At 65.2% G+C, this 18,873-nt stretch carries 20 protein-coding genes; 14 read left to right on the forward strand and 6 right to left on the reverse strand.

Translation table 11 applies throughout. The features are described 5' to 3' along the window. Positions 1-45: 45 nt before the first annotated feature. From K359_RS0120420 to K359_RS0120445, 6 genes are all read left to right on the forward strand, one after another. Positions 46-648, forward strand: a complete 603-nt coding sequence (locus K359_RS0120420; RefSeq protein ID WP_029081008.1) for a class I SAM-dependent methyltransferase — start codon at positions 46-48, stop codon at positions 646-648. Between the two features lie 52 nt (positions 649-700). Further along, positions 701-1,279: an NADPH-dependent FMN reductase gene (locus K359_RS0120425; protein ID WP_029081009.1), complete on the forward strand. Its 579-nt coding sequence runs from the start codon at positions 701-703 to the stop codon at positions 1,277-1,279. 6 nt (positions 1,280-1,285) lie between these two features. Next, complete coding sequence (pyrF, locus tag K359_RS0120430; protein WP_029081010.1) at positions 1,286-1,996, forward strand: orotidine-5'-phosphate decarboxylase; 711 nt, start codon at positions 1,286-1,288, stop codon at positions 1,994-1,996. Positions 1,997-2,018: 22 nt separating this feature from the next. Next, positions 2,019-2,315 (forward strand): DUF1330 domain-containing protein, encoded by a 297-nt coding sequence (locus K359_RS0120435; RefSeq protein ID WP_029081011.1) that lies wholly within the window; start codon positions 2,019-2,021, stop codon positions 2,313-2,315. A gap of 132 nt (positions 2,316-2,447) precedes the next feature. Beyond that, entirely contained in the window at positions 2,448-3,260 is an 813-nt protein-coding gene (gene dapB / locus K359_RS0120440) for a 4-hydroxy-tetrahydrodipicolinate reductase (RefSeq protein ID WP_029081012.1), read from the forward strand. Between the two features lie 46 nt (positions 3,261-3,306). Beyond that, positions 3,307-3,933: a 2,3-bisphosphoglycerate-dependent phosphoglycerate mutase gene (locus tag K359_RS0120445; protein WP_029081013.1), complete on the forward strand. Its 627-nt coding sequence runs from the start codon at positions 3,307-3,309 to the stop codon at positions 3,931-3,933. 139 nt (positions 3,934-4,072) lie between these two features. Here K359_RS0120445 and K359_RS0120450 read toward each other — a convergent pair whose 3' ends face one another. Both K359_RS0120450 and K359_RS0120455 read right to left on the reverse strand, forming a co-directional pair. Then, entirely contained in the window at positions 4,073-4,969 is an 897-nt protein-coding gene (locus K359_RS0120450; protein WP_029081014.1) for a bifunctional helix-turn-helix domain-containing protein/methylated-DNA--[protein]-cysteine S-methyltransferase, read from the reverse strand. 131 nt (positions 4,970-5,100) lie between these two features. Then, positions 5,101-5,676, reverse strand: a complete 576-nt coding sequence (locus tag K359_RS0120455) for a DUF2244 domain-containing protein (RefSeq protein ID WP_029081015.1) — start codon at positions 5,674-5,676, stop codon at positions 5,101-5,103. A 22-nt stretch (positions 5,677-5,698) separates the two neighbouring features. Here K359_RS0120455 and nth point away from each other — a divergent pair, with 22 nt between their 5' ends. The 6 genes from nth (at position 5,699) to K359_RS0120485 (ending at position 12,601) form a co-directional block, all read left to right on the forward strand. Continuing rightward, positions 5,699-6,469: an endonuclease III gene (gene nth / locus K359_RS0120460; RefSeq protein ID WP_029081016.1), complete on the forward strand. Its 771-nt coding sequence runs from the start codon at positions 5,699-5,701 to the stop codon at positions 6,467-6,469. Between the two features lie 64 nt (positions 6,470-6,533). Continuing rightward, complete coding sequence (locus K359_RS0120465) at positions 6,534-7,685, forward strand: HlyD family secretion protein (protein WP_029081017.1); 1,152 nt, start codon at positions 6,534-6,536, stop codon at positions 7,683-7,685. Further along, a complete protein-coding gene (locus K359_RS0120470; protein ID WP_029081018.1) occupies positions 7,672-9,300 on the forward strand; it encodes an MFS transporter in 1,629 nt (542 codons plus the stop codon). Before K359_RS0120465 ends, K359_RS0120470 begins: the two co-directional genes overlap by 14 nt. 165 nt (positions 9,301-9,465) lie before the next feature. Beyond that, positions 9,466-10,527 carry a type III polyketide synthase gene (locus K359_RS0120475; RefSeq protein WP_029081019.1) on the forward strand — a complete coding sequence of 354 codons (1,062 nt, stop codon included), beginning with the start codon at positions 9,466-9,468 and terminating at the stop codon, positions 10,525-10,527. Then, positions 10,524-11,036 (forward strand): isoprenylcysteine carboxyl methyltransferase family protein, encoded by a 513-nt coding sequence (locus K359_RS0120480; RefSeq protein ID WP_029081020.1) that lies wholly within the window; start codon positions 10,524-10,526, stop codon positions 11,034-11,036. The genes K359_RS0120475 and K359_RS0120480 overlap by 4 nt, the downstream gene beginning before the upstream one ends. Continuing rightward, positions 11,033-12,601, forward strand: coding sequence for a DHA2 family efflux MFS transporter permease subunit (locus K359_RS0120485; RefSeq protein WP_371261172.1), 1,569 nt, complete (start codon positions 11,033-11,035; stop codon positions 12,599-12,601). The genes K359_RS0120480 and K359_RS0120485 overlap by 4 nt, the downstream gene beginning before the upstream one ends. On the opposite strand, the gene K359_RS0120490 is transcribed toward K359_RS0120485, so the two are convergent. From K359_RS0120490 to K359_RS0120500, 3 genes are all read right to left on the reverse strand, one after another. Continuing rightward, positions 12,598-13,350: a sulfate transporter family protein gene (locus K359_RS0120490; protein ID WP_029081022.1), complete on the reverse strand. Its 753-nt coding sequence runs from the start codon at positions 13,348-13,350 to the stop codon at positions 12,598-12,600. The two genes, K359_RS0120485 and K359_RS0120490, sit on opposite strands and share 4 nt — an antisense overlap. A 79-nt stretch (positions 13,351-13,429) precedes the next feature. Continuing rightward, positions 13,430-14,842 (reverse strand): MFS transporter, encoded by a 1,413-nt coding sequence (locus K359_RS0120495; protein ID WP_029081023.1) that lies wholly within the window; start codon positions 14,840-14,842, stop codon positions 13,430-13,432. A 183-nt stretch (positions 14,843-15,025) separates the two neighbouring features. Further along, entirely contained in the window at positions 15,026-15,949 is a 924-nt protein-coding gene (locus K359_RS0120500; RefSeq protein ID WP_029081024.1) for a LysR family transcriptional regulator, read from the reverse strand. A 171-nt stretch (positions 15,950-16,120) separates the two neighbouring features. Between K359_RS0120500 and K359_RS52500 the strand changes: the two genes are divergently transcribed. Both K359_RS52500 and K359_RS0120510 read left to right on the forward strand, forming a co-directional pair. Next, positions 16,121-17,290 carry a CaiB/BaiF CoA-transferase family protein gene (locus K359_RS52500; RefSeq protein ID WP_035976824.1) on the forward strand — a complete coding sequence of 390 codons (1,170 nt, stop codon included), beginning with the start codon at positions 16,121-16,123 and terminating at the stop codon, positions 17,288-17,290. Positions 17,291-17,297: 7 nt separating this feature from the next. Further along, positions 17,298-18,245, forward strand: coding sequence for a hydroxymethylglutaryl-CoA lyase (locus K359_RS0120510; RefSeq protein ID WP_029081025.1), 948 nt, complete (start codon positions 17,298-17,300; stop codon positions 18,243-18,245). Between the two features lie 103 nt (positions 18,246-18,348). Here K359_RS0120510 and nikR read toward each other — a convergent pair whose 3' ends face one another. Continuing rightward, entirely contained in the window at positions 18,349-18,786 is a 438-nt protein-coding gene (gene nikR, locus K359_RS0120515) for a nickel-responsive transcriptional regulator NikR (RefSeq protein ID WP_029081026.1), read from the reverse strand. Positions 18,787-18,873: the final 87 nt, after the last annotated feature.

Here is an 18,873-nt window from a genome sequence, read left to right on the forward strand (position 1 = left end):
GTTTTCTGACAACCGCTCGATTGTGCGGTCCCGCCTGGTAGCGACATGCCCCTGCAATCGTCCGTGCGTGCGTCGAAGAAGCCCCTCCGTCTCGACGACGAGGTTCGTTTTCTCCGTTCATGGATCGAGAAGCCGCTGCATATGGGCGCGGTGATGCCGTCAGGACGGCTGCTTGCTCGCACCATGGCGCAATATGTCGATCCTGATGCGGAAGGGCCGGTGGTCGAACTCGGACCCGGCACCGGGGCGATCACCAACGCGCTGATCGAGCATGGCGTCGATCAAAAGCGGCTCGTGCTGGTCGAATACAATCCCGGTTTCTGCGCATTGCTGCGCGAACGCTATCCGCAGGCCAGGGTGGTCCAGGGTGACGCCTACAGGCTTCGCGATACGCTGTGGGAGGTGCTGAAGTCTCCTGCCTCCGCGATGGTCTCCGGCCTGCCGCTGGTCACCAAGCCGATGCTGACCCGCCTCAGGCTGGTCCGCGACGCCTTCCTGGCGCTTGCCCCCGGTGCGCCCTTCGTGCAGTTCACCTATTCGGTGGTGCCCCCGATTCCGAAGTCGCTGCCCGGCGTGTCCACAGAGGCGTCCGAGCGGATCTGGATGAACCTTCCGCCCGCGCGGGTCTGGGTGTATCGCAAGGGCTGATCGCCCTGCGGTGTCGCGCCGGGCGGCGCGCGCCCTAACCGCGATTTCGAAAATGTCCGCGCTGAAAATCCTCGTGATCCCGGGATCGCTTCGATCCGGCTCGCTCAATACGAAGCTCGCTGCCGTGCTGGCGCAGGAGCTCGCGCAGCTGGGGGTCGACGTCACGCGCATCTCGCTCGGCGATTTTCCGCTGCCGATCTACGACGGCGACCTGCAGGCGAAATCGGGCGTGCCGCAGCACGCCGTCAATTTGAAGCGGATGATCGGCGCCCATCATGGCGTCTTGATCGTGACGCCGGAATACAATTCCTCGGTGCCGGCGCTGGTGAAGAACACGATCGACTGGGTGAGCCGCGTGCAGGATCCGCACGAGGCCCGCGGCCAGGTGTTCCATGGCCGCGCCTTCGCGATCGCAGCGGCATCCGGTAACCGGCTCGGCGGCACGCGCGCGCTGGCGGCGCTGCGCCTGATCCTGACGGCATGCCACGCGACCGTGATCCCGAGCCAGCTCGCGCTGTCATTCGCCGAGCAGGCCTATGACGATATGGATCATCTGAAGCACCAGGCCGACATCGACGCGATGCGCGCGCTGGTGCGGCAGCTGGTCGACCATTCCCAACGCATGATGTGAGGTGACATGCAGCCAGCCAAGATCGCTCCAAGAGACCGGTTGATTGCGGCGCTCGATCTGCCGTCCGTCGCTAGCGCCGAGGCGATGATCGACAGGCTCGGCGACAGCGTCACGTTCTACAAGATTGGTTATCAGCTCGGTTATGCCGGCGGCCTCACGCTCGCGAAGCAGCTCGCAGGCGGCGGCAAGAAGGTGTTTCTCGACCTCAAGCTGCACGACATCGGCAATACGGTCGCGCGCGGGGTCGAAAGCGTCGCCGGTCTCGGCGCCACCTTCCTCACCGTGCATGCCTATCCGCAGACCATGAAGGCGGCAGTCGAGGCACGCGCCGGCTCTACCCTGAAGATCCTCGCGGTGACGGTGCTGACCTCCTACGACGACAACGATCTTCAGGCCGCGGGCTACGGCCTCAGCGTCTCCGATCTCGTCGAAGCGCGCGCCAGGCAGGCGCAGGCGCTCGGTGTCGACGGCCTTGTCAGCTCGCCCGAGGAAGCCGCAGCCTTGCGCAAGATCGTCGGCGATCGGATGAACCTGGTGACGCCGGGCATCCGCCCCGCCGGCTCCGCGACAGGCGACCAGAAGCGCATCATGACGCCGGCCCGTGCGATCGCCGCCGGCGCTGACTATCTGGTAGTCGGGCGTCCGGTGATGGAAGCCGCCGATCCGAAGGCCGCCGCCGAAGCCATTCACGCCGAAATCGCCGAGGCGCTCGCCTGAACAACAACGAGGGAGAACAGAGATGGCGAAGGGATACTGGATTGGACGCGTCGACGTTCACAATGAGGAGGGCTACAAGCCCTATATGGCGGCCAACCCGGCGATCTTCCAGAAATTCGGCGGCAAGTTCATTGTTCGCGGCGGCAAGTTCACCGGCGTCGAGGGCCAGAGCCGCTCGCGCAACGTCGTGATCGAATTCGCGGATTATCAGACCGCGCTCGCCTGCTACAACTCGCCGGAATACCAGGCCAACCTCAAGGTGCGGCAGCCGCATTCGATCGCCGACCTCATCATCATCGAGGGGCACGACAGCCCGTAGCCCGGACACCAAGCCGCCGGTTCGATTGCCGGGAACAGCCGTGGGATTCGTCCGTTGGAGCCATGATTTCGGCTCGGAAAAGCGGTTTCCCCTTTTCCGGATCATGCTTTATACGGCCTGCAGAGGTGAGCCATGGCTGACATGCGTCTGATTGTTGCGGGAGCGGGCGGCCGGATGGGCCGCACGCTGACGCGGGTGATTTCCGAAACCCCGGGGGCGGTGCTGGTCGGCGCGCTGGAAGCGCCGGGCTCGGAGCTGCTCGGCAAGGACGCCGGCGTGCTCGCAGGCCTTCCCGCCAATGGCGTCGCGCTGTCGGCCGATCTGTGGTCGATGTCGGCGGGCGCCGACGGCATCCTGGATTTCACCGTACCGGCCGCGACCATCGCCAATGTCGCGATCGCGGCCGAGCGCGGCCTTGTCCATGTCATCGGCACCACCGGCATGTCGCAGTCCGACGATGCGGTGATCCGGAGCGTCACGAACCGCGCCATCGTCGTGAAGTCGGGCAATATGAGCCTCGGCGTCAATCTGCTCGCCGCGCTGGTCAAGCGCGTCGCGCAGTCGCTCGACCAGAGTTTTGACATCGAAATTCTCGAGATGCACCACAAGTCCAAGATCGACGCGCCGTCGGGCACCGCCCTGATGCTCGGCGAAGCCGCCGCTGCCGGACGCAAGATCGCGCTCGATCAGCATTGGGCGCGCGGCCGCGATGGCCTGACCGGTGCGCGGCGTGCGGGCGATATCGGCTTTGCCTCGTTGCGCGGCGGCACCGTGGCCGGCGATCACAGCGTGATCTTTGCCGGTCCCTCGGAGCGCATCACACTGTCGCATCATGCCGAGGACCGCGCGCTGTTCGCACAGGGCGCGCTGAAGGCAGCGCTGTGGGCGCATGGCAAGAAGCCCGGCATGTACTCGATGGCCGACGTGCTCGGGTTGAGCGACTGAGATCGCCCGACGAGATCAAATCCAGCTTAGCGAAACGGAATCTGAAATGAGTGATCGTCTTCTTGTGCTCGTTCGTCACGGTCAGAGCGAATGGAATCTGAAGAACCTGTTCACCGGGTGGAAGGACCCTGATCTCACCGAGCAGGGCATCGCCGAGGCCAAGGACGCCGGACGCAAGCTGAAGGCGCAGGACCTGTCGTTCGATGTCGCCTTCACCTCCGACCTGACGCGCGCGCAGCACACGCTGAAGCTGATGCTCGCCGAGATCGGCCAGACCGACCTGCCGACCACGGAGAATCTGGCGCTCAATGAACGCGATTACGGCGATCTCTCTGGCCTCAACAAGGATGATGCCCGCAAGAAGTGGGGCGAGGATCAGGTCCTGATCTGGCGCCGTTCCTACGACGTGCCGCCGCCCGGCGGCGAAAGCCTGAAGGATACGCTGGCGCGCACGCTGCCCTATTACGTGCAGGAGATCCTGCCCGGCGTGCTGCGCGGCCAGCGCACGCTGGTCGCCGCCCACGGCAATTCGCTGCGCGCGCTGATCATGGTGCTGGAGAAGCTTTCGCCGGAGCAGATCCTCAAGCGCGAGCTCGCGACCGGCGCTCCGGTGGTCTATCGGCTCAACGCCGATTCCACCGTTGCATCCAAGGTCGATCTGGCGGGTAGCTGAAGCGATCAATCCGCTCGTCCCGTCATCCTGAGGAGCCGCGTAGCGGCGTCGCGAAGGATGCACGGCCACCAGTCGGGCCGTCGACCCTTCGAGACGCGATTCGCGCTCCTCAGGGTGACGGGACCGGGAACGGCTTACCTTAGTGCAACCCCACCTGGCCGGCTTCCCAGCCGAGCATTGCCTGCTTGCGGGTGATGCCCCAGTGATAGCCGGTCAGCGCGCCGCTCTTGCCGAGTGCGCGATGGCAGGGCACCACGAACGACACCGGGTTGCGGCCGACCGCGGCGCCGACGGCGCGCGAGGCCTTCGGGTTGCTGATCTTGCAGGCGATGTCGGAATAGCTCACCGCGCGCCCCATCGGCACCTTGAGCAGCGTTTCCCACACCCGCACCTCGAAGTCGGTGCCGATCAGCACGACGCGCAGCGGCTGGTCCGCCCGCCACAACCTTGTATCGAACACGCGCTGCGCCAATGCGGTGGTGCCGTCGGTGTCCTCGACAAAGGTCGCGTTCGGCCAGCGCCGCTTCATGTCGGCAAAGGAGGTCTGCTCGTCGCCGGGATCGGCGAAGGCAAGCCCCGCGAGCCCGCGGTCCGTTGCGATCACGATCGCGGTGCCGAACGGCGAGGGATGGAAGCCGTAGCGCAGCGTCATGCCGCCGCCGCCGGTCTTCCATTCACCCGGCGACATCGCCTCATGCGTGACGAACAGATCGTGCAGCCGTCCCGGTCCCGACAAACCCGAGTCGAGCGCGGCGTCGAGCACGCTTGCGGAATCGCGCAGCAGGTTCTTGGCGTGATCCAGGGTCAGCGCCTGCATGAAAGCCTTTGGCGTCAGCCCGGCCCAGCGGCGGAACAGATGGTGCAATTCATCCGGCGTGACCGCGGCGGCATCGGCCATCGCTTCGATGGTCGGCTGTGTGCGCCAGTGCTCTGAGATGAACGCGATGGCGCGCCGCACCGAATCATAGTCGCGCAGCGCGGCGTTCTGGGGGCCCGGCTTGGCCAGGCGCTGGTCATGTATGGCGAGTGTCATCATGGTGTCTGATTTAGGAGCCATGGCGCATCCAAACCACCCGATTTCCGACAAGCATGATCCGGACCGGTACGGCCGCGTTAGCGCAAAGTGGGGACCGGTTTTCCGACAGGATCATGCTCAAATGAGCTTACTCAAGCGATGGGGTTGTAGGTCGGGCCGCGTTTCGCGGTGTTCAGCGCAGCCGTCAAGGCTTTGGAAAAGCTAGCCTTTTCATCGGGGCTGAGGAATCTGCCGATGCTGACCCGGCGGCCCCGGGACACCAGATAAAGCCGCTCGATGCCGAATTCTTGGTGCGAGATCTGCTCAAACCGCACCCAGAGCGGATTGAGCACCCATTCCGCCACATGGCCGCGGTGACTGATCCGGCGGACCCGCAGTTCCGACGGCGTCACCGTGATCTCCTCGCTGGCTCTGGCGGTACGGAAATTGACCTTGAACGCCCAGTAGATCACCAGCACGTCGAGCCCGAAGAAGCCGAAGATCGGCCAGGCGCCCAGCCACCAGAACACCACGCCGGCGATGAAGCTGACCACGGTGACGAACGACATCAGCACGATAAAGCCCGTGCGGTTCAGCGAGCGGTGCGGCGTCAGCAATGCCGAGAACAGCTTTGGCTCGGCCCCGACGTCATCAGCCTCGAGGTCACCAGTCTCAACGTTACTGGCCCTGAGGTCGTCGCTCGGATCAAAGTCGTTGCCTGCGGTCATGACGTATCAGTATATCCCGTTCATGGCCAAAATCATCCGCTCTCAACGCGCCAGCTCATCAAGCGTTCGGTCCGCACCGAAGAAGGCCGCGAAAACGCCAAAGCCGCTGCCCAACCGCGCGGCAAAGACGGCGGCCAAGAAGGCCGCCAAACCAAAGCCGTGGACGGCGGCGGAGGTCTACGAGGCCTTCGACCGGTTCCGCAAAGCCAATCCCGAGCCGAAGGGCGAGCTCGAGCATCTCAACCCCTACACGCTGCTGGTTGCGGTGGTGCTGTCGGCACAGGCGACCGACGCCGGCGTCAACAAGGCGACACGGGCGCTGTTTGCGATCGCCGACACGCCGGAGAAGATGCTTGCGCTCGGCGAAGACAAAGTCCGCGAGTACATCAAGACCATCGGGCTCTATCGCAACAAGGCCAAGAACGTCATCGCGCTTTCTGAGAAGTTGATCGCCGAATTCGGCAGCGAGGTGCCGCGCACGCGCGCCGAGATCGAGTCATTGCCCGGTGCCGGTCGCAAGACCGCGAATGTCGTGCTCAACATGGCATTCGGCGAACACACGATGGCGGTCGACACCCATGTGTTTCGCGTCGGCAACCGCACCGGGCTCGCGCCCGGCAAGACGCCGCTCGAGGTCGAGCTCGGACTCGAGAAGGTGATCCCGGCGGAGTTCTTGCTGCACGCCCATCACTGGCTGATCCTGCATGGCCGCTATACCTGCCTCGCGCGCGGGCCGCGTTGCGATGTATGTCTGATCAATGATCTTTGCCGGTGGCCGGAAAAGACCGTCTGAGCCATGATCGTCATCATGTGCTAACCGGTTGTCTCGCGTTCCGGCGTAACCGAGGGAGTGAGGTGTGACAGAGCAGGTTCAGGGCGGTCCGTCGCAAGCCAGCCAGACCGCGCCCGCACCGGTACCGGCGCCAGCCAAGCCGCAGCCTGCGGCGAACAGTTTCTGGGGCCGCTTCGCCATTCCGCTGTTTGCGGTGCTCGCCGCGCTCACCTTCGTCGCGGTGGCGACCACGCGCTGGGACGCGTGGGTCGGCAGCGCCACGATCCAGACCACCGATGATGCCTATGTGCGGGCCGAGTTGACCCAGCTCTCCAGCCGCGTGTCCGGCGAAGTCCTGACCGTCGCTATCTCCGATTTCCAGCGCGTCAAGGCCGGCGATCTCCTGGTGCAGATCGATCCCGCCGACTACCAGGCGCAGGTAGCGCAGGCCGAGGCCGGCGTGGTCGGCGCGCAGGCCGCGCTCGACAACCTCAACAATCAGGTCGAGCTGCAATACGCGACCATCGCGCAGGCCGAGGCCTCGCGATTATCCGCGGAAGCGCAGCAGACGCTGGCTCGCCAGGAGGAAGAGCGTCAGCAGTCGCTGTCGCAAACCGATGCCGGCACGCGGCAGCGGCTCGAGCAGGCAACCGCATCCTATGCCAAGTCGGAGGCCGACGTGCAGGCCAGCCGCGCGGTGATCGCGGCGCAGCGCCATCAGCTCGAGGTCCTGCAGGGCACCAAGAAGCAGCGCGCCGCCGATCTCGATGCCGCCAAGGCGCTGCTCGCGTCGGCCAGGCTCAAGCTCGGATACACCAAGATCGTCGCGCCGTTCGACGGCGTCACCGGCGAGCGCCAGGTGCAGCCGGGCGACTATGTCAACATCGGCACCAATCTGATCAATGTCGTGCCGCTGCCGAACGTCTACGTGATCGCCAATTACAAGGAAACCCAGCTGACCAACGTCAGACCGGGGCAGCCGGTCGAGGTCACCGTGGATACATTCGCCGGTGAGAGGTTGCGCGGCGTCGTCGAGCGGATCGCGCCGGCGAGCGGATCGCAATTCGCGCTGCTGCCGCCCGACAACGCCACCGGTAACTTCACCAAGGTGGTGCAGCGCATCCCGGTGCGTATCCAGTTCGAGAAGAACCAGCCATTGCTCGAGCGCCTGCTGCCGGGCATGTCGGTCGTGACGCGGATCAACACCGGCGAGGCGGTCGCCAATGGCGGAAAGTGACGACCGCGGTCATGGTCCGGTCTCGCGGGGCGACGTCGCGCGCTATCCGCTGTTCGCCGTGGTCGCGGTGCTGCTCGGCGCGTTCCTGGCGAACTTCGACAGCCGCCTGACCACAGTCGGGTTGCCCGACCTGCGCGGCGCGTTCTCGCTCAGCTTCGACGAGGGTGCCTGGCTCTCGACCGCCGCGATCGGCTCGCAGATCTTCGTCGCACCCGCAGTGGCCTGGCTCGCCACCGCGTTCGGGCTGCGGCGCGTGCTCGGGATCCCGAGCCTGATCTACGCCGTGGTCTCGCTGATCATTCCGTTCGTGCGCGACTACACGACGTTGATCGCGCTCAGCGTCGCGCACGGCATGTTGCTCGGCACCTTCGTGCCGGCGACCCTGATGATCATCCTGCGCAACCTGCCGATCCGCTGGTGGCTGCCGGCGATCGCGATGTATTCGATCCGTGTCGGTTTCGCGCTGGACTCGTCGAGCTCGCTGGTCGGCTATTATGTCGAGCACCTCGGCTGGCAATGGCTGTATTGGCAGGGCGCGGTGGTCGCGCCGCTGATGGGCCTGATGGTCTATCTCGGCACGCCGAACGAGCCCGTCAATCGTGACCTGGTGCGCGATGCCGATTGGGGCGGCATGCTGCTGCTCGGCGCCGGGGTCTCGATGGTCTATGCCGGGCTCGATCAGGGCAACCGGCTGGACTGGCTGGAGTCCGGCACCGTGATGGCGCTCCTGATCGGCGGCGGGCTATTGATCGTCGGCTTCATGATTAACGAGACATTGGTACGCCAGCCCTGGGCGCATTTCAACATCCTATTCTCGCGCAACATCGGGCTCTCACTGATTGTCATCATCTTGTACACTCTGACGAGCCTGTCCAACTCGTCGCTGGTGCCGAATTTTCTCGGCACCATCACGGCGCTGCGGCCGGAGCAGTCGGGCGTGCTGCTGTTCACCTACGGCGCGCTGCCGATGTTCGTGCTGGTGCCGGTTTCGATTGTCCTGCTTCGCCACCTCGATCCGCGCGTCGTCGTGGTGCTCGGCTTCTCGGCGTTCGCGGCCGCCAATCTCTGGGGCACCCAGCTGAGCCACGTCTGGGCGCGGGAGGATTTTGTCGGCATCGTGCTGTTGCTGTCGGTCGGGCAGGCGCTCACGCTGCTGCCGATCATCATGATGGCGCTGTCGAACTCCGATCCGTCACGGGCGACGGCGTTCGCGGCCTATATCCAGATCTGCCGGCTCGGCGGCGCCGAGATCGGCATCGCGCTGATGGGCACCTGGCTGCGGGTTCGCGAGCAGATCCACTCGAACTATCTGGGGCAATACGTTCAGAGCGGCGATGCAGACGTCGTGCACCGGCTGCAGCGGTTGACCGAGGAATTTTCCGGCCACGGCATCGGAGCGGCGACGGGCCGCGCTGTAGGCACGCTCGCGGCGCTGGTGCAGCGCGAGGCCAACACGCTCGCCTATATTGACGGCTTCTGGCTCTGCTTCTGGCTCGCGATGCTGGCGCTGTTCCTGGTCGCCCTGATCAAGCGCGCACCGCCTGGCCCGCTGTCGCCGGTGCCGTTCGGCTTCGTGAAGAACGTGATGCGCAAGTTCGGCACAGCCGCTTCCTGATCGACGTCGGCGCAGTCTTGATTGCGAAAGCGCGGCGCAGACCTCGCAGCGGATGGCGCCGCAGGGTTCAATTTATAGTGAATGCAGTGCATCCACCTGTGTCGTAGGCGCATGAAATATTTTGCTAATCGCGTGGTTCCACAAGCGGGGGGAACTGGAGCCACGATGACCGAGAGACTGCAGACGGCCGCGCTTGTTGCCATGGCGACCGCGGTTCCACCACATCGATTCCACCAGGGACAAGTCCTGCAGGCCGCGCGAAACCTTCTGGCCGACCGCTATCCCGAATTCGAGACGCTCTCCAGCCTGTTCGCCAACACCGGCATTCAGCGTCGCTATGGCGTGAAGCCGATCGAATGGTATCTCGAACGGCGCAGTTGGCCGGAGCGGACGCAAGCCTTTCTCGAGGGGGCGGAGGCGCTGTATGTCGACGTCGCCCGCAAGGCGATCACCCGCGCCGACCTGACCGGCAGCGACATCGATATCGTGGTCACGGTGTGTTCGACCGGCATCGCCACGCCGACGCTGGATGCGCGCGTCGCCGGCAAGCTCGGGCTACGAACGGATGTGTCGCGCGTGCCGGTGTTTGGCCTCGGCTGCGCCGGCGGCGTGTCGGGCCTGTCGATCGCATCGAGGCTGGCGGAAGCGCGGCCGGGTGCCAACGTGCTGCTGGTCGCGCTCGAGCTCTGCACGCTCGCGGTTCGGCACGACGAACTCACCAAGGCGAATATCGTGGCCGCCAGCCTGTTCGGCGATGGCGCCGCCGCGATCGTGCTGCGCGCCGGCGACGGCGGGGCGACGCGGATCGAGGCGACCGGCGAAAAGCTGTGGCCTGATACGCTCGACATCATGGGCTGGACGGTCGATCCGGAAGGATTCGGCGTCGTCTTTCAGCGCACCATTCCGGATTTTGTCCGCGACAACCTTGGGCCGGCCGTTGCCGAAATTCTGGCGCGGATGCAGCTGACGGCCGACGATATCGATCGCTTCCTCTGCCATCCCGGCGGCACCAAGGTCATCGCCGCGCTGGAGCGGGCGCTGAAGCTCGATCAGGGGTGCCTCGATCACGAGCGCGACGTCATCGCCGCATGCGGCAACATGTCGGCCCCGACGGCTCTCTTTGTCCTCGAACGCGCCCGCGCCAAGGGATTGCCGCCCCGCTCGCTGCTCACGGCGCTCGGGCCGGGCTTCACCCTCAGCTGCGTTGCGCTCAGGCACGCGGCGTGAGTTTCGCTTCGATCATCCTTGTCCTGGTCACCTTGCAACGTCTCGGCGAGCTGGTCCTGGCGCGTCGCAACACGGCGCGGCTGCTGGCGCAAGGCGCGATCGAGGTCGGCGCCAATCACTACCCGCTCATTGTGCTGCTTCATGCCGGCTGGCTGATCGCGCTGTGGATCTGGGGCCGCGACCAGGACGTCAATCTGGCCGCGCTCGCGGCCTTTCTGCTGCTGCAAGGTCTGCGGCTGTGGGTGCTAGCCGCGCTCGGGCCGCGATGGACCACGCGGATCATCGTGCTGCCGGGCGCGCCGCTGGTCGCGTCCGGGCCTTATCGGCTTTTCCCGCATCCAAACTATGCCGTCGTCGTCGGTGAAATCGCGCTGCTGCCACTCGCGCTGCATCTGCCGGTGGTGGCGTTGATTTTCACCGCCCTCAATCTCGCGGTGCTTGCCATCCGGATTCGCGCCGAGAGCCGCGCGCTCTTCGTATCGGACTGGCCGCGCCCAGGCACGCCATGAGCGGCCGGGCGGAGCACTGCACCGACAGCCCATCGGCTGCGACCTGGGCCGGCTTTCTGCTGATGTGCCTCGGCATGTTCATGGCGATCCTCGACATCCAGGTCGTCGCGACCTCGTTGCCGACGATCCAGCGCGCGCTTGCGATCTCGCCGGCCGCGATGAGCTGGATCCAGACCGCCTATCTGATCGCGGAGGTGATCGCGATTCCGCTGACCGGATTGTTCACGCATGCGCTGTCGTTGCGATGGCTGTTCGTCATCGCCGTCAGCCTGTTCACCGTCGCGTCCGTCGGCTGCGCCTTCAGCGGCGGCTTTGCCGTGCTGCTGGTATTTCGCGTGCTGCAGGGATTTTCCGGCGGCGTGCTGATCCCCGCGGTGTTCTCCGCCGTGTTCATGCTGTTCCCGGTGCGCCTTCATGCGGTGGCCACCACGATCGGCGGCGTCGTCGCGGTGCTTGCACCGACCATTGGGCCCGTCGTCGGCGGCTGGATCACGCAGACCTGGTCGTGGCCGTGGCTGTTCCTGATCAATGTTGTCCCCGGAATAATTGCGGCTTCGGTCACATCGTTGCTGCTCCCGAAGCAGGGCATGCAGCTCCGCACGTTCTCCAGGCTGGACGAAGGGGCGCTTGTCCTGCTCGCGGCGGCGCTCGCAAGCTTCATGATCGGTCTGAAGGAAGCGCCGCAACGCGGCTGGCTCTCGATGCTTTGCGTGAGCTTGCTGATCGGAAGCATTGCCGGGATGGCGCTGCTGATCCGACGCACGCTCCGCGCAGCGTATCCGATTGCACAATTGACCCTATTCAAGCGGCGTTCGTTCGCGGTCGGTTGCGCCCTGAGCTTCTGTCTCGGCATCGGCCTCTATGGATCGACCTATCTGATGCCGGTGTTTCTCGGCTTCGTCCGCCGCCATGATGCCTTCGAGATCGGCACGATCATGCTGGTCACCGGAGTTGCGCAGCTGATCGCAGCGCCGCTCGCGGCAATCCTCGAAAGCCGCATCGGCGCGCGGTGGTTGACCGGCGCGGGCTTCGCCTTGTTCGCGCTCGGTCTCGGCCTCAGCGCGTTTCAGCCCCGCACGGCGGATTTCGACGAGATGTTCTGGCCGCAGATCGTGCGCGGCGTCGCGATCATGTTCTGCCTGCTGCCGCCGACGCGTATTGCGTTGGGCGCCCTGCCGGAGGCGGAAGTCGCAGACGCCAGCGGACTGTTCAACCTGATGCGCAATCTGGGTGGCGCGATCGGGATCGCCCTGATCGACACCATCCTCTACGGGCGAAGCTCGATCTATGGCGAGGACTTCCGTGCGCGGTTGCTGGCAGGCGATGTCAGCGCGGCGCAGGCGATCGGGCTCGATCCGAAGTTGTTGATCGACCGTCTGCCGGGGCCGCCGGATGAAGCGACAATCGCGTTCATCCGGCCGTTGGTCGAGCGGGCATCGCTGGCGCTCACCGTCAACGAGGCATGGGCGATGCTCGCCGGCGTGGCGATCGTGGGGCTGCTGCTGGTGCCATTGGCGCGCGATCGGACACCCGCATCACTGCAGGTGCCTCCGGATGCGGCCTAGATGGAGGGCACGTTGCTTCGCCGTGCCGGCTCGATCACCTCGCGCCGGGGACCTGACAGCCGCTTGTACATGTGCACCATGAACGCCATGCCGAACAGCGGTGTCGCCAGATTGACGATCGGGATCGAGACGAAGGCCGCAATGAACAGGCCGGCGGTGAACACCGTCGCCGCGTTCTCCTTGCGCATCGCCTTGGCGTCATCAGGCGAGCGGAACCGCATCGCCGCAAGCTCGAAATATTCGCGACCCAGCAGCCAAGCGGTCGCGATGAAGAAGATGATGAAGCCCGCGCCCGCGAACAGCACGAACGGCAGCGCGACCAGGTAGACCAAAATCGTCAGCAGCGCCGTCTTGACGCCCTCGATCGTTGCGACCGTGACCGGCAGCGCCGTGCCGGGATGGTCGGCCGGATAGTGCTCGCGCTCGACATGGTCGGCGACGCCGTCGACAAACAGGCTCGCCACCAGCGAGGTGATCGCGGGCATCAGGAAGATGCCGCCGAGCACGACGCCGAGCCCTGCCGAGATCGAGATGATCCAGGACAGCACGTGCAGCGTGGAATGGAAGTTGGGGCCGAGTATGCCTTCGGCCCAGAGCTCGCCAGTATCGGCAAACCAGCTCAGCAGCCGCTGCAAGCCGATCGCCAGCACGGTGATCAGCACCAGCGCAAGCCCGATCGAACGCCACAGGATCGTGCGCATCGGCGGCGACAGGATTTGCGAAAGCGCCTTGACGGCGGCGTCCAACATGACTGGGTTACCTCTGCAGAATGACGAGCGCAGAGGTAGACACCCAATATGGCTTCGGCAAGTGCCGTTTATGTCGCGATCAGGCGTCGAGCGGCTTGCCGCGGACGTTGGGTCCCCAGACACCGACAGCAACGATCACGATGAGCATCGCCGCGGTGATCAGGCCGAACACCCCGCTGACGCCGGCCTCCTTCAACATGAACGCCACGATGAAGCCGGAGAAGGTCGCGCTGAGCCGGCTCATCGAATAGACCAGCCCCGCGGCGCGGGCCCGGATCGCGGTCGGGAATACCTCGGTCTGATAGGCGTGGTAAGCGTAGGACAGCGTCATGTTGGCCCCCGTCACCAGCACGCCGCTGGCGATCAGCAGCACCGGCTCGGTGAGCTGCGCGAACGCAAGGCCGAACACCGAGATTGCGGCGGCCGCGCCGCAAATGATCCATTTGCGCTCGAAGCGGTCGGCAAAGGTCGCGGCCAAGAGCGGCGCCAGCGGATAGGCGAAGGCGATGATGAAGGAATATTGCAGGCTCTTGGTGACGTTGATGCCCTTCTCGACCAGCAGCGCCGGAACCCAGTTGGAAAAGCCGTAGACGCCGAACGCCTGGCAGAAATTGAAGATCATGAACAGCACGACGAGCGAGGCGTAAGGCGGCCTGAACAGGTCGGCGTAGCCGGTCCTGCCCGGCGCACGTGCCGGCACCATCGCGACCGTGGGGGCGGGGCGCGGAGCAGCCGCACCCGATGAGGCCTCGAGCGTCCGCATGATCCTCTCTGCCTCGGCAACGCGGCCGTGGCTGGCCAGCCAGAGCGGGCTTTCCGGCACGTAGAGCCGCAGCACCCAGATCACCATGCTGGCGGCCGCGCCGATCAGCACGACCCAGCGCCAGCCGTCGATGCCATAAGGCGTGAGCGGCACCAGCCACCATGCAAGTGCGGCGACGATCGGCACCGCCGACAGCATCACCGCCTGGTTGATCGCAAAGGCCCGGCCGCGCATCCAGCTCGGCACCAGCTCGGTGATGTAGGCGTCGATGGTGATGATCTCGATGCCGATCCCGATTCCGGCGACGAAGCGCCACAGCAACAGGCCGCCCGGCGTGGTCTGGCACGCCATGATGATCGAGGCCGCGCTGTAGAACAGCAGTGAATAGGTGAAGACGGCCTTGCGGCCGTAACGATCGGCGAGGAAGCCGAGGCAGAAGGTGCCGATGAAGAGACCGGCGAAGGTCGCGGCGACGAACGCGCCGATGCCGGAGAAGCCGAAGAAGGCCTGCGTCGTTGTGGTCATCAGCCCGCTGCGGGCGAGGCCCGGCGCAATGTAGCCGGTGAAGAACAGGTCATAGATCTCGAAGCAGCCGCCGAGCGAGAGCAGGATCACCAGCCGCCAGACATAGGCGGAGGTGGGCAGCACCTCGAGCCGCCGCGAAATCTCGTCGGGCCCGACTGTCGTGTTGGCGAGATCGGCAACCGAGCCGAGTTCGACGGCGCTCATGATGATCCTCCCGTATGGTCGACGGCCGCCCTTCTTGTGAGGTCGTGCCGGTCACGCATGTTTGGCAGCCGGAAGCCAGAAATCCAGACGAACATATCGAAGGAATCGTTCGATATTTTCGATAGCGCTGTTTCTGACGCGCTTTCCTCACGCGAACCGGTGCCGACTGCTCTCGAAAGCGCTTTAGATCAGGAGCGTGGCCTCCCAGGCGCCGCGCCCGACCTGTTCGGCGATCAGGGAGCGGATCAGCCGGCACATCTCCTCCATGACATAGGTCATCGGCCGGTTGCGCAGGCGGCACAGATAGAGCGTGCGGCTCAGCTTGGGTTCGATCACCTCGCGTGCGACCAGCGCCCCCGCCTGCAACGGCTCCCGCACGAAGTGCGTCGTCGCGATCGTGCAGCCGAGGCCCGCGGTCAAGGCGCCGATCATGCCGCTGGTCGAATTGAGATGCAGGATGGCGTTGGCCTCCAGCCGCTTCAGCGGCACGGGGTCGTCCAGCAGGGCGCGGGCCGACAGCCCATGCCGGAGCAGGATCAGCGGCAGCTGGGCCACCTGCTCGAACGTGATCGGTCCCTTCTTGCCGATCAATTTCTCGGTACCGACGCAGAACATCTGCTCCTCCAGCACCGGCTCGGCGATCAGATCCTTTTCCGAGGGCGGATTGTAGACCAGCGCCAGGTCGACCTCCGAGCTCATCAAATGCAGCAGTGTCGCGCCCGAGAGACTTTCGGTCAGCGCCAGCTTCAGGTTCGGATACTTCGTCAGCACCGTCCGCATCAACGGCACGCCGATCGCCTTCATCCCGGAATTGGCCATGCCGATCGAGATCTCACCGGCAATCGCGCTGCCGCCTTCCTTGATCTCGCGCTCGGCCGCCGCCATCGCTCGCAGGATGATGCGGGCATGCTCATAGAGCCGCTCGCCCGCCGCGGTTGGTTCCATGCCGCGCGGCTTGCGCTCGAACAGCGGCGTGGCGAATTCCGCCTCGAGATTGGCGATGTGATGGCTCAGCGCGGATTGCGCGACATTGGCCTGATCCGCCGCCCGCGACAGGTTGCGCTGCTCGTAAACCGCGATGAAATAGCGAAGCTGGCGCGAATCCATGAGGGCTCAGCGTTCTAGAACCGCGAATACACTATTCGACAGATTATATTTTTCAGATAGCGTGCGGAAGCCTAACCTGCGCCGATAGCAAAGCGTTTTCGAGCGAAGTGGACACCGGTTCGCGTGAAGAAAACGCGTCAGAACAAGAGCGCAACGAGCACGGAGAAACCGATGACCAGGAGCGGACTGCCGCTGGAGGGCGTGAGGGTCGTCGAGATGACCCACATGGTGATGGGGCCGACCTGCGGGATGATCCTTGCGCAACTCGGCGCCGAGGTGATCAAGGTCGAACCCCCCGCCGGCGACAAGACCCGCTCGCTTGGCGGCATGGGCGTGTCGTTCTTCCCGCTGTTCAACCGCGGCAAGCGCAGCGTCGTGCTGGATTTCGCAAAGCCCGAGGACCGCGACACGATGCACCGGCTGCTCGCCGGCGCCGACGTGTTCCTGGAGAATTTTCGCGACGGCCAGCTCGACAAGCAGGGTCTTGGCGCCGAGGAGCTGCGCGCGAAATATCCGCAGCTGATCATCGCCGGCCACAAGGGCTTTCTGTCCGGCCCTTACGATCATCGCCCGGCGCTCGACGAGGTCGTGCAGATGATGTCGGGCCTCGCGGCGATGACCGGCACACGCGACAAACCGCAGCGCGTCGGTTCCTCCGCCAACGACATCATGGGCGGCATGTTCGGTGTGATCTCGATCCTGGCCGCGCTCTACCAGAAGCGGGGCGGCAACAGGAACGGCGCGGATATTCGCATCGGCCTGTTCGAGAACTGCCTGTTCTTGGTCGCCCAGCACATGGTCGAGTACGAGATGACCGGGCGTAAGCCGCGCTCGATGCCGGAGCGCGAGCATGCCTGGCCGATCTACGACATCTTCGATGCCGCCGGCGGCGATCGCATCTTCATCGGGGTCGTCACCGAAGGTCATTGGCAGAGCTTCTGCCGCGAGTTTGGCCTGACGGAATTCGCCGACGATCCGACGCTGCGCTCCACTACGGACCGCATCATGGCGCGCGACCGGATCATTCCGCGTGTCGCCGAGGTGATCAAAGGCTGGAACGTGGCCGATCTGTCGGCGAGGCTCGACGCGCTCAACATCTGCTTCTCGCCGATCAACCGGCCCGAAGATTTGTTGCAGGACCCGCATGTGCTGCGGCCCGGCGGCCTCGTCAACAACGTGAACGCCGACAACAAGCCGTTCCGCGTCCCCGCGCTGCCGGTCGAATGGAACGGTAGCAATATCGGCGAAGGATTGAGAGTGCCGGTGCTTGGCGCCGATACCGACGCGGTCCGCGCCGAGCTCGCACAACAAAAGATTTCATCAACCGGAAACGCTGCGTGAGGCTGACATGACCCGCGTCCACGATATCTATCCCAACGACAAGGTAACCTTGCGGGAAGTCGGCCTGCGCGACGGCTTGCAGCTCGTCAAGACATTCCCGTCGACCGCGGCGAAGCAGCGCTGGGTGCGCGACGAATATGCCGCGGGCGTCCGGCATTTCGAGGTCGGTTCGTTCCTGCCGGCAAAAACCTTTCCGCAGTTCGTCGATGTCCGCGACGTCGTCACGACCATTGCCGCGCTGCCTGGCGCGCACGGCGTCGCGCTGGCGCTGAACGAGCGCGGCGTCAACGAGGCGCTGGCCTCCGGCGTCGCCGAGATCGCCTCCGTGGCGTCGGCGACCGAGGAGCACAGCCAGGCCAATGCCAACCGCTCGCGCGAGTCCGCGATCGAGAACATCAAGCGGCTCTGCGAGCTGCGCGACGCCAGCGCGCACAAGCCCGTGGTCAATGCCGCGATCTCGATGGCGCTGGGCTGCTCGATCGTCGGTGCCGTCGATCCTAGGGAGGTGCTGCGCCTCACCGAGAAGCTGTACGAGGCCGGCGTCGACATGGTCGCAATCGCCGATACCGTCGGCTATGCGGGGCCGAAGCAGGTCGGCGAGCTGACGCGGGGCGCGGTCAAGATCGCCGGATCGAAGCCGGTCTGTGTCCATCTGCACGACACCCGCGGCATGGGCATCGCCAACGCCTCCGCCGCGCTCGACGAGGGCGCCCGCGTGCTCGACGGTTCGCTCGGCGGCCTCGGCGGCTGCCCGTTCGCACCGGGTGCCACCGGCAATGTCGTGTTCGAGGATCTCGTCTTCCTCTGCGAGAGCAAGGGATTTTCGACCGGCATCGATCTCGACCGGCTGATCGCGGTGCGCGCGATCCTGAAATCCGAGATGCCGGGCGAAGCGCTCTATGGCGGCCTCGCCCGCGCCGGTCTGCCGAGCGGCACCAAGGCGAGGGCGGCGTAGCAAATTCATTGCGTAGCCCGGATGGAGCGAAGCGAAATCCGGGACGGTCCATCCGCGGACGCAAGGCCCCGGATTGCGCTGCGCTCCATCCGGGCTACGAAGTTCAATCATGCCGATGCCCGCGCTTGCGCGGCTTCTTGTCCGGGGCGGTCGGGATCATCACGACGTGGCCGTAACGCACGCCGCGTTCGGCGATGATGTGATCGGCGAAATGCCGGACCTCGCCGCTGGCGCCCTTCAGCGCCGTCACCTCCAGGCAGCTGTCGTCGTCGAGATGGACGTGCAGCGTCGCCAGCGACAGGTCGTGATGGCCGTGAAAATTCTGCACCAGCCGCTTCGACAGGTCGCGCGCGGCGTGATCATAGACATAGACCAGCGCCGCGACGCATTGCCCTGACGGCGTTTCCTCCGCGCTCTGCTGCAGGCCGGCGCGCGCCAGGTCGCGGATGATCTCGGAGCGGTTCTGATAGCCGCGCGCCGCGGCGGCGGCGTCGATCTCCGCGAGCAGATCATCCTCGATGGTGATGGTGATGCGTTGCATGGACTATCCGTGTTGGCAGGCCGCCGCGGCGGTATGACATTTTTCTTGTAACGTCATACCGTGCTTGCTAGCGTCGCGTCGCCGGGT

Source organism: Bradyrhizobium sp. th-b2, from assembly GCF_000426785.1.
In the GTDB taxonomy this organism is placed as follows: Bacteria; Pseudomonadota; Alphaproteobacteria; order Rhizobiales; family Xanthobacteraceae; genus Bradyrhizobium; species Bradyrhizobium septentrionale.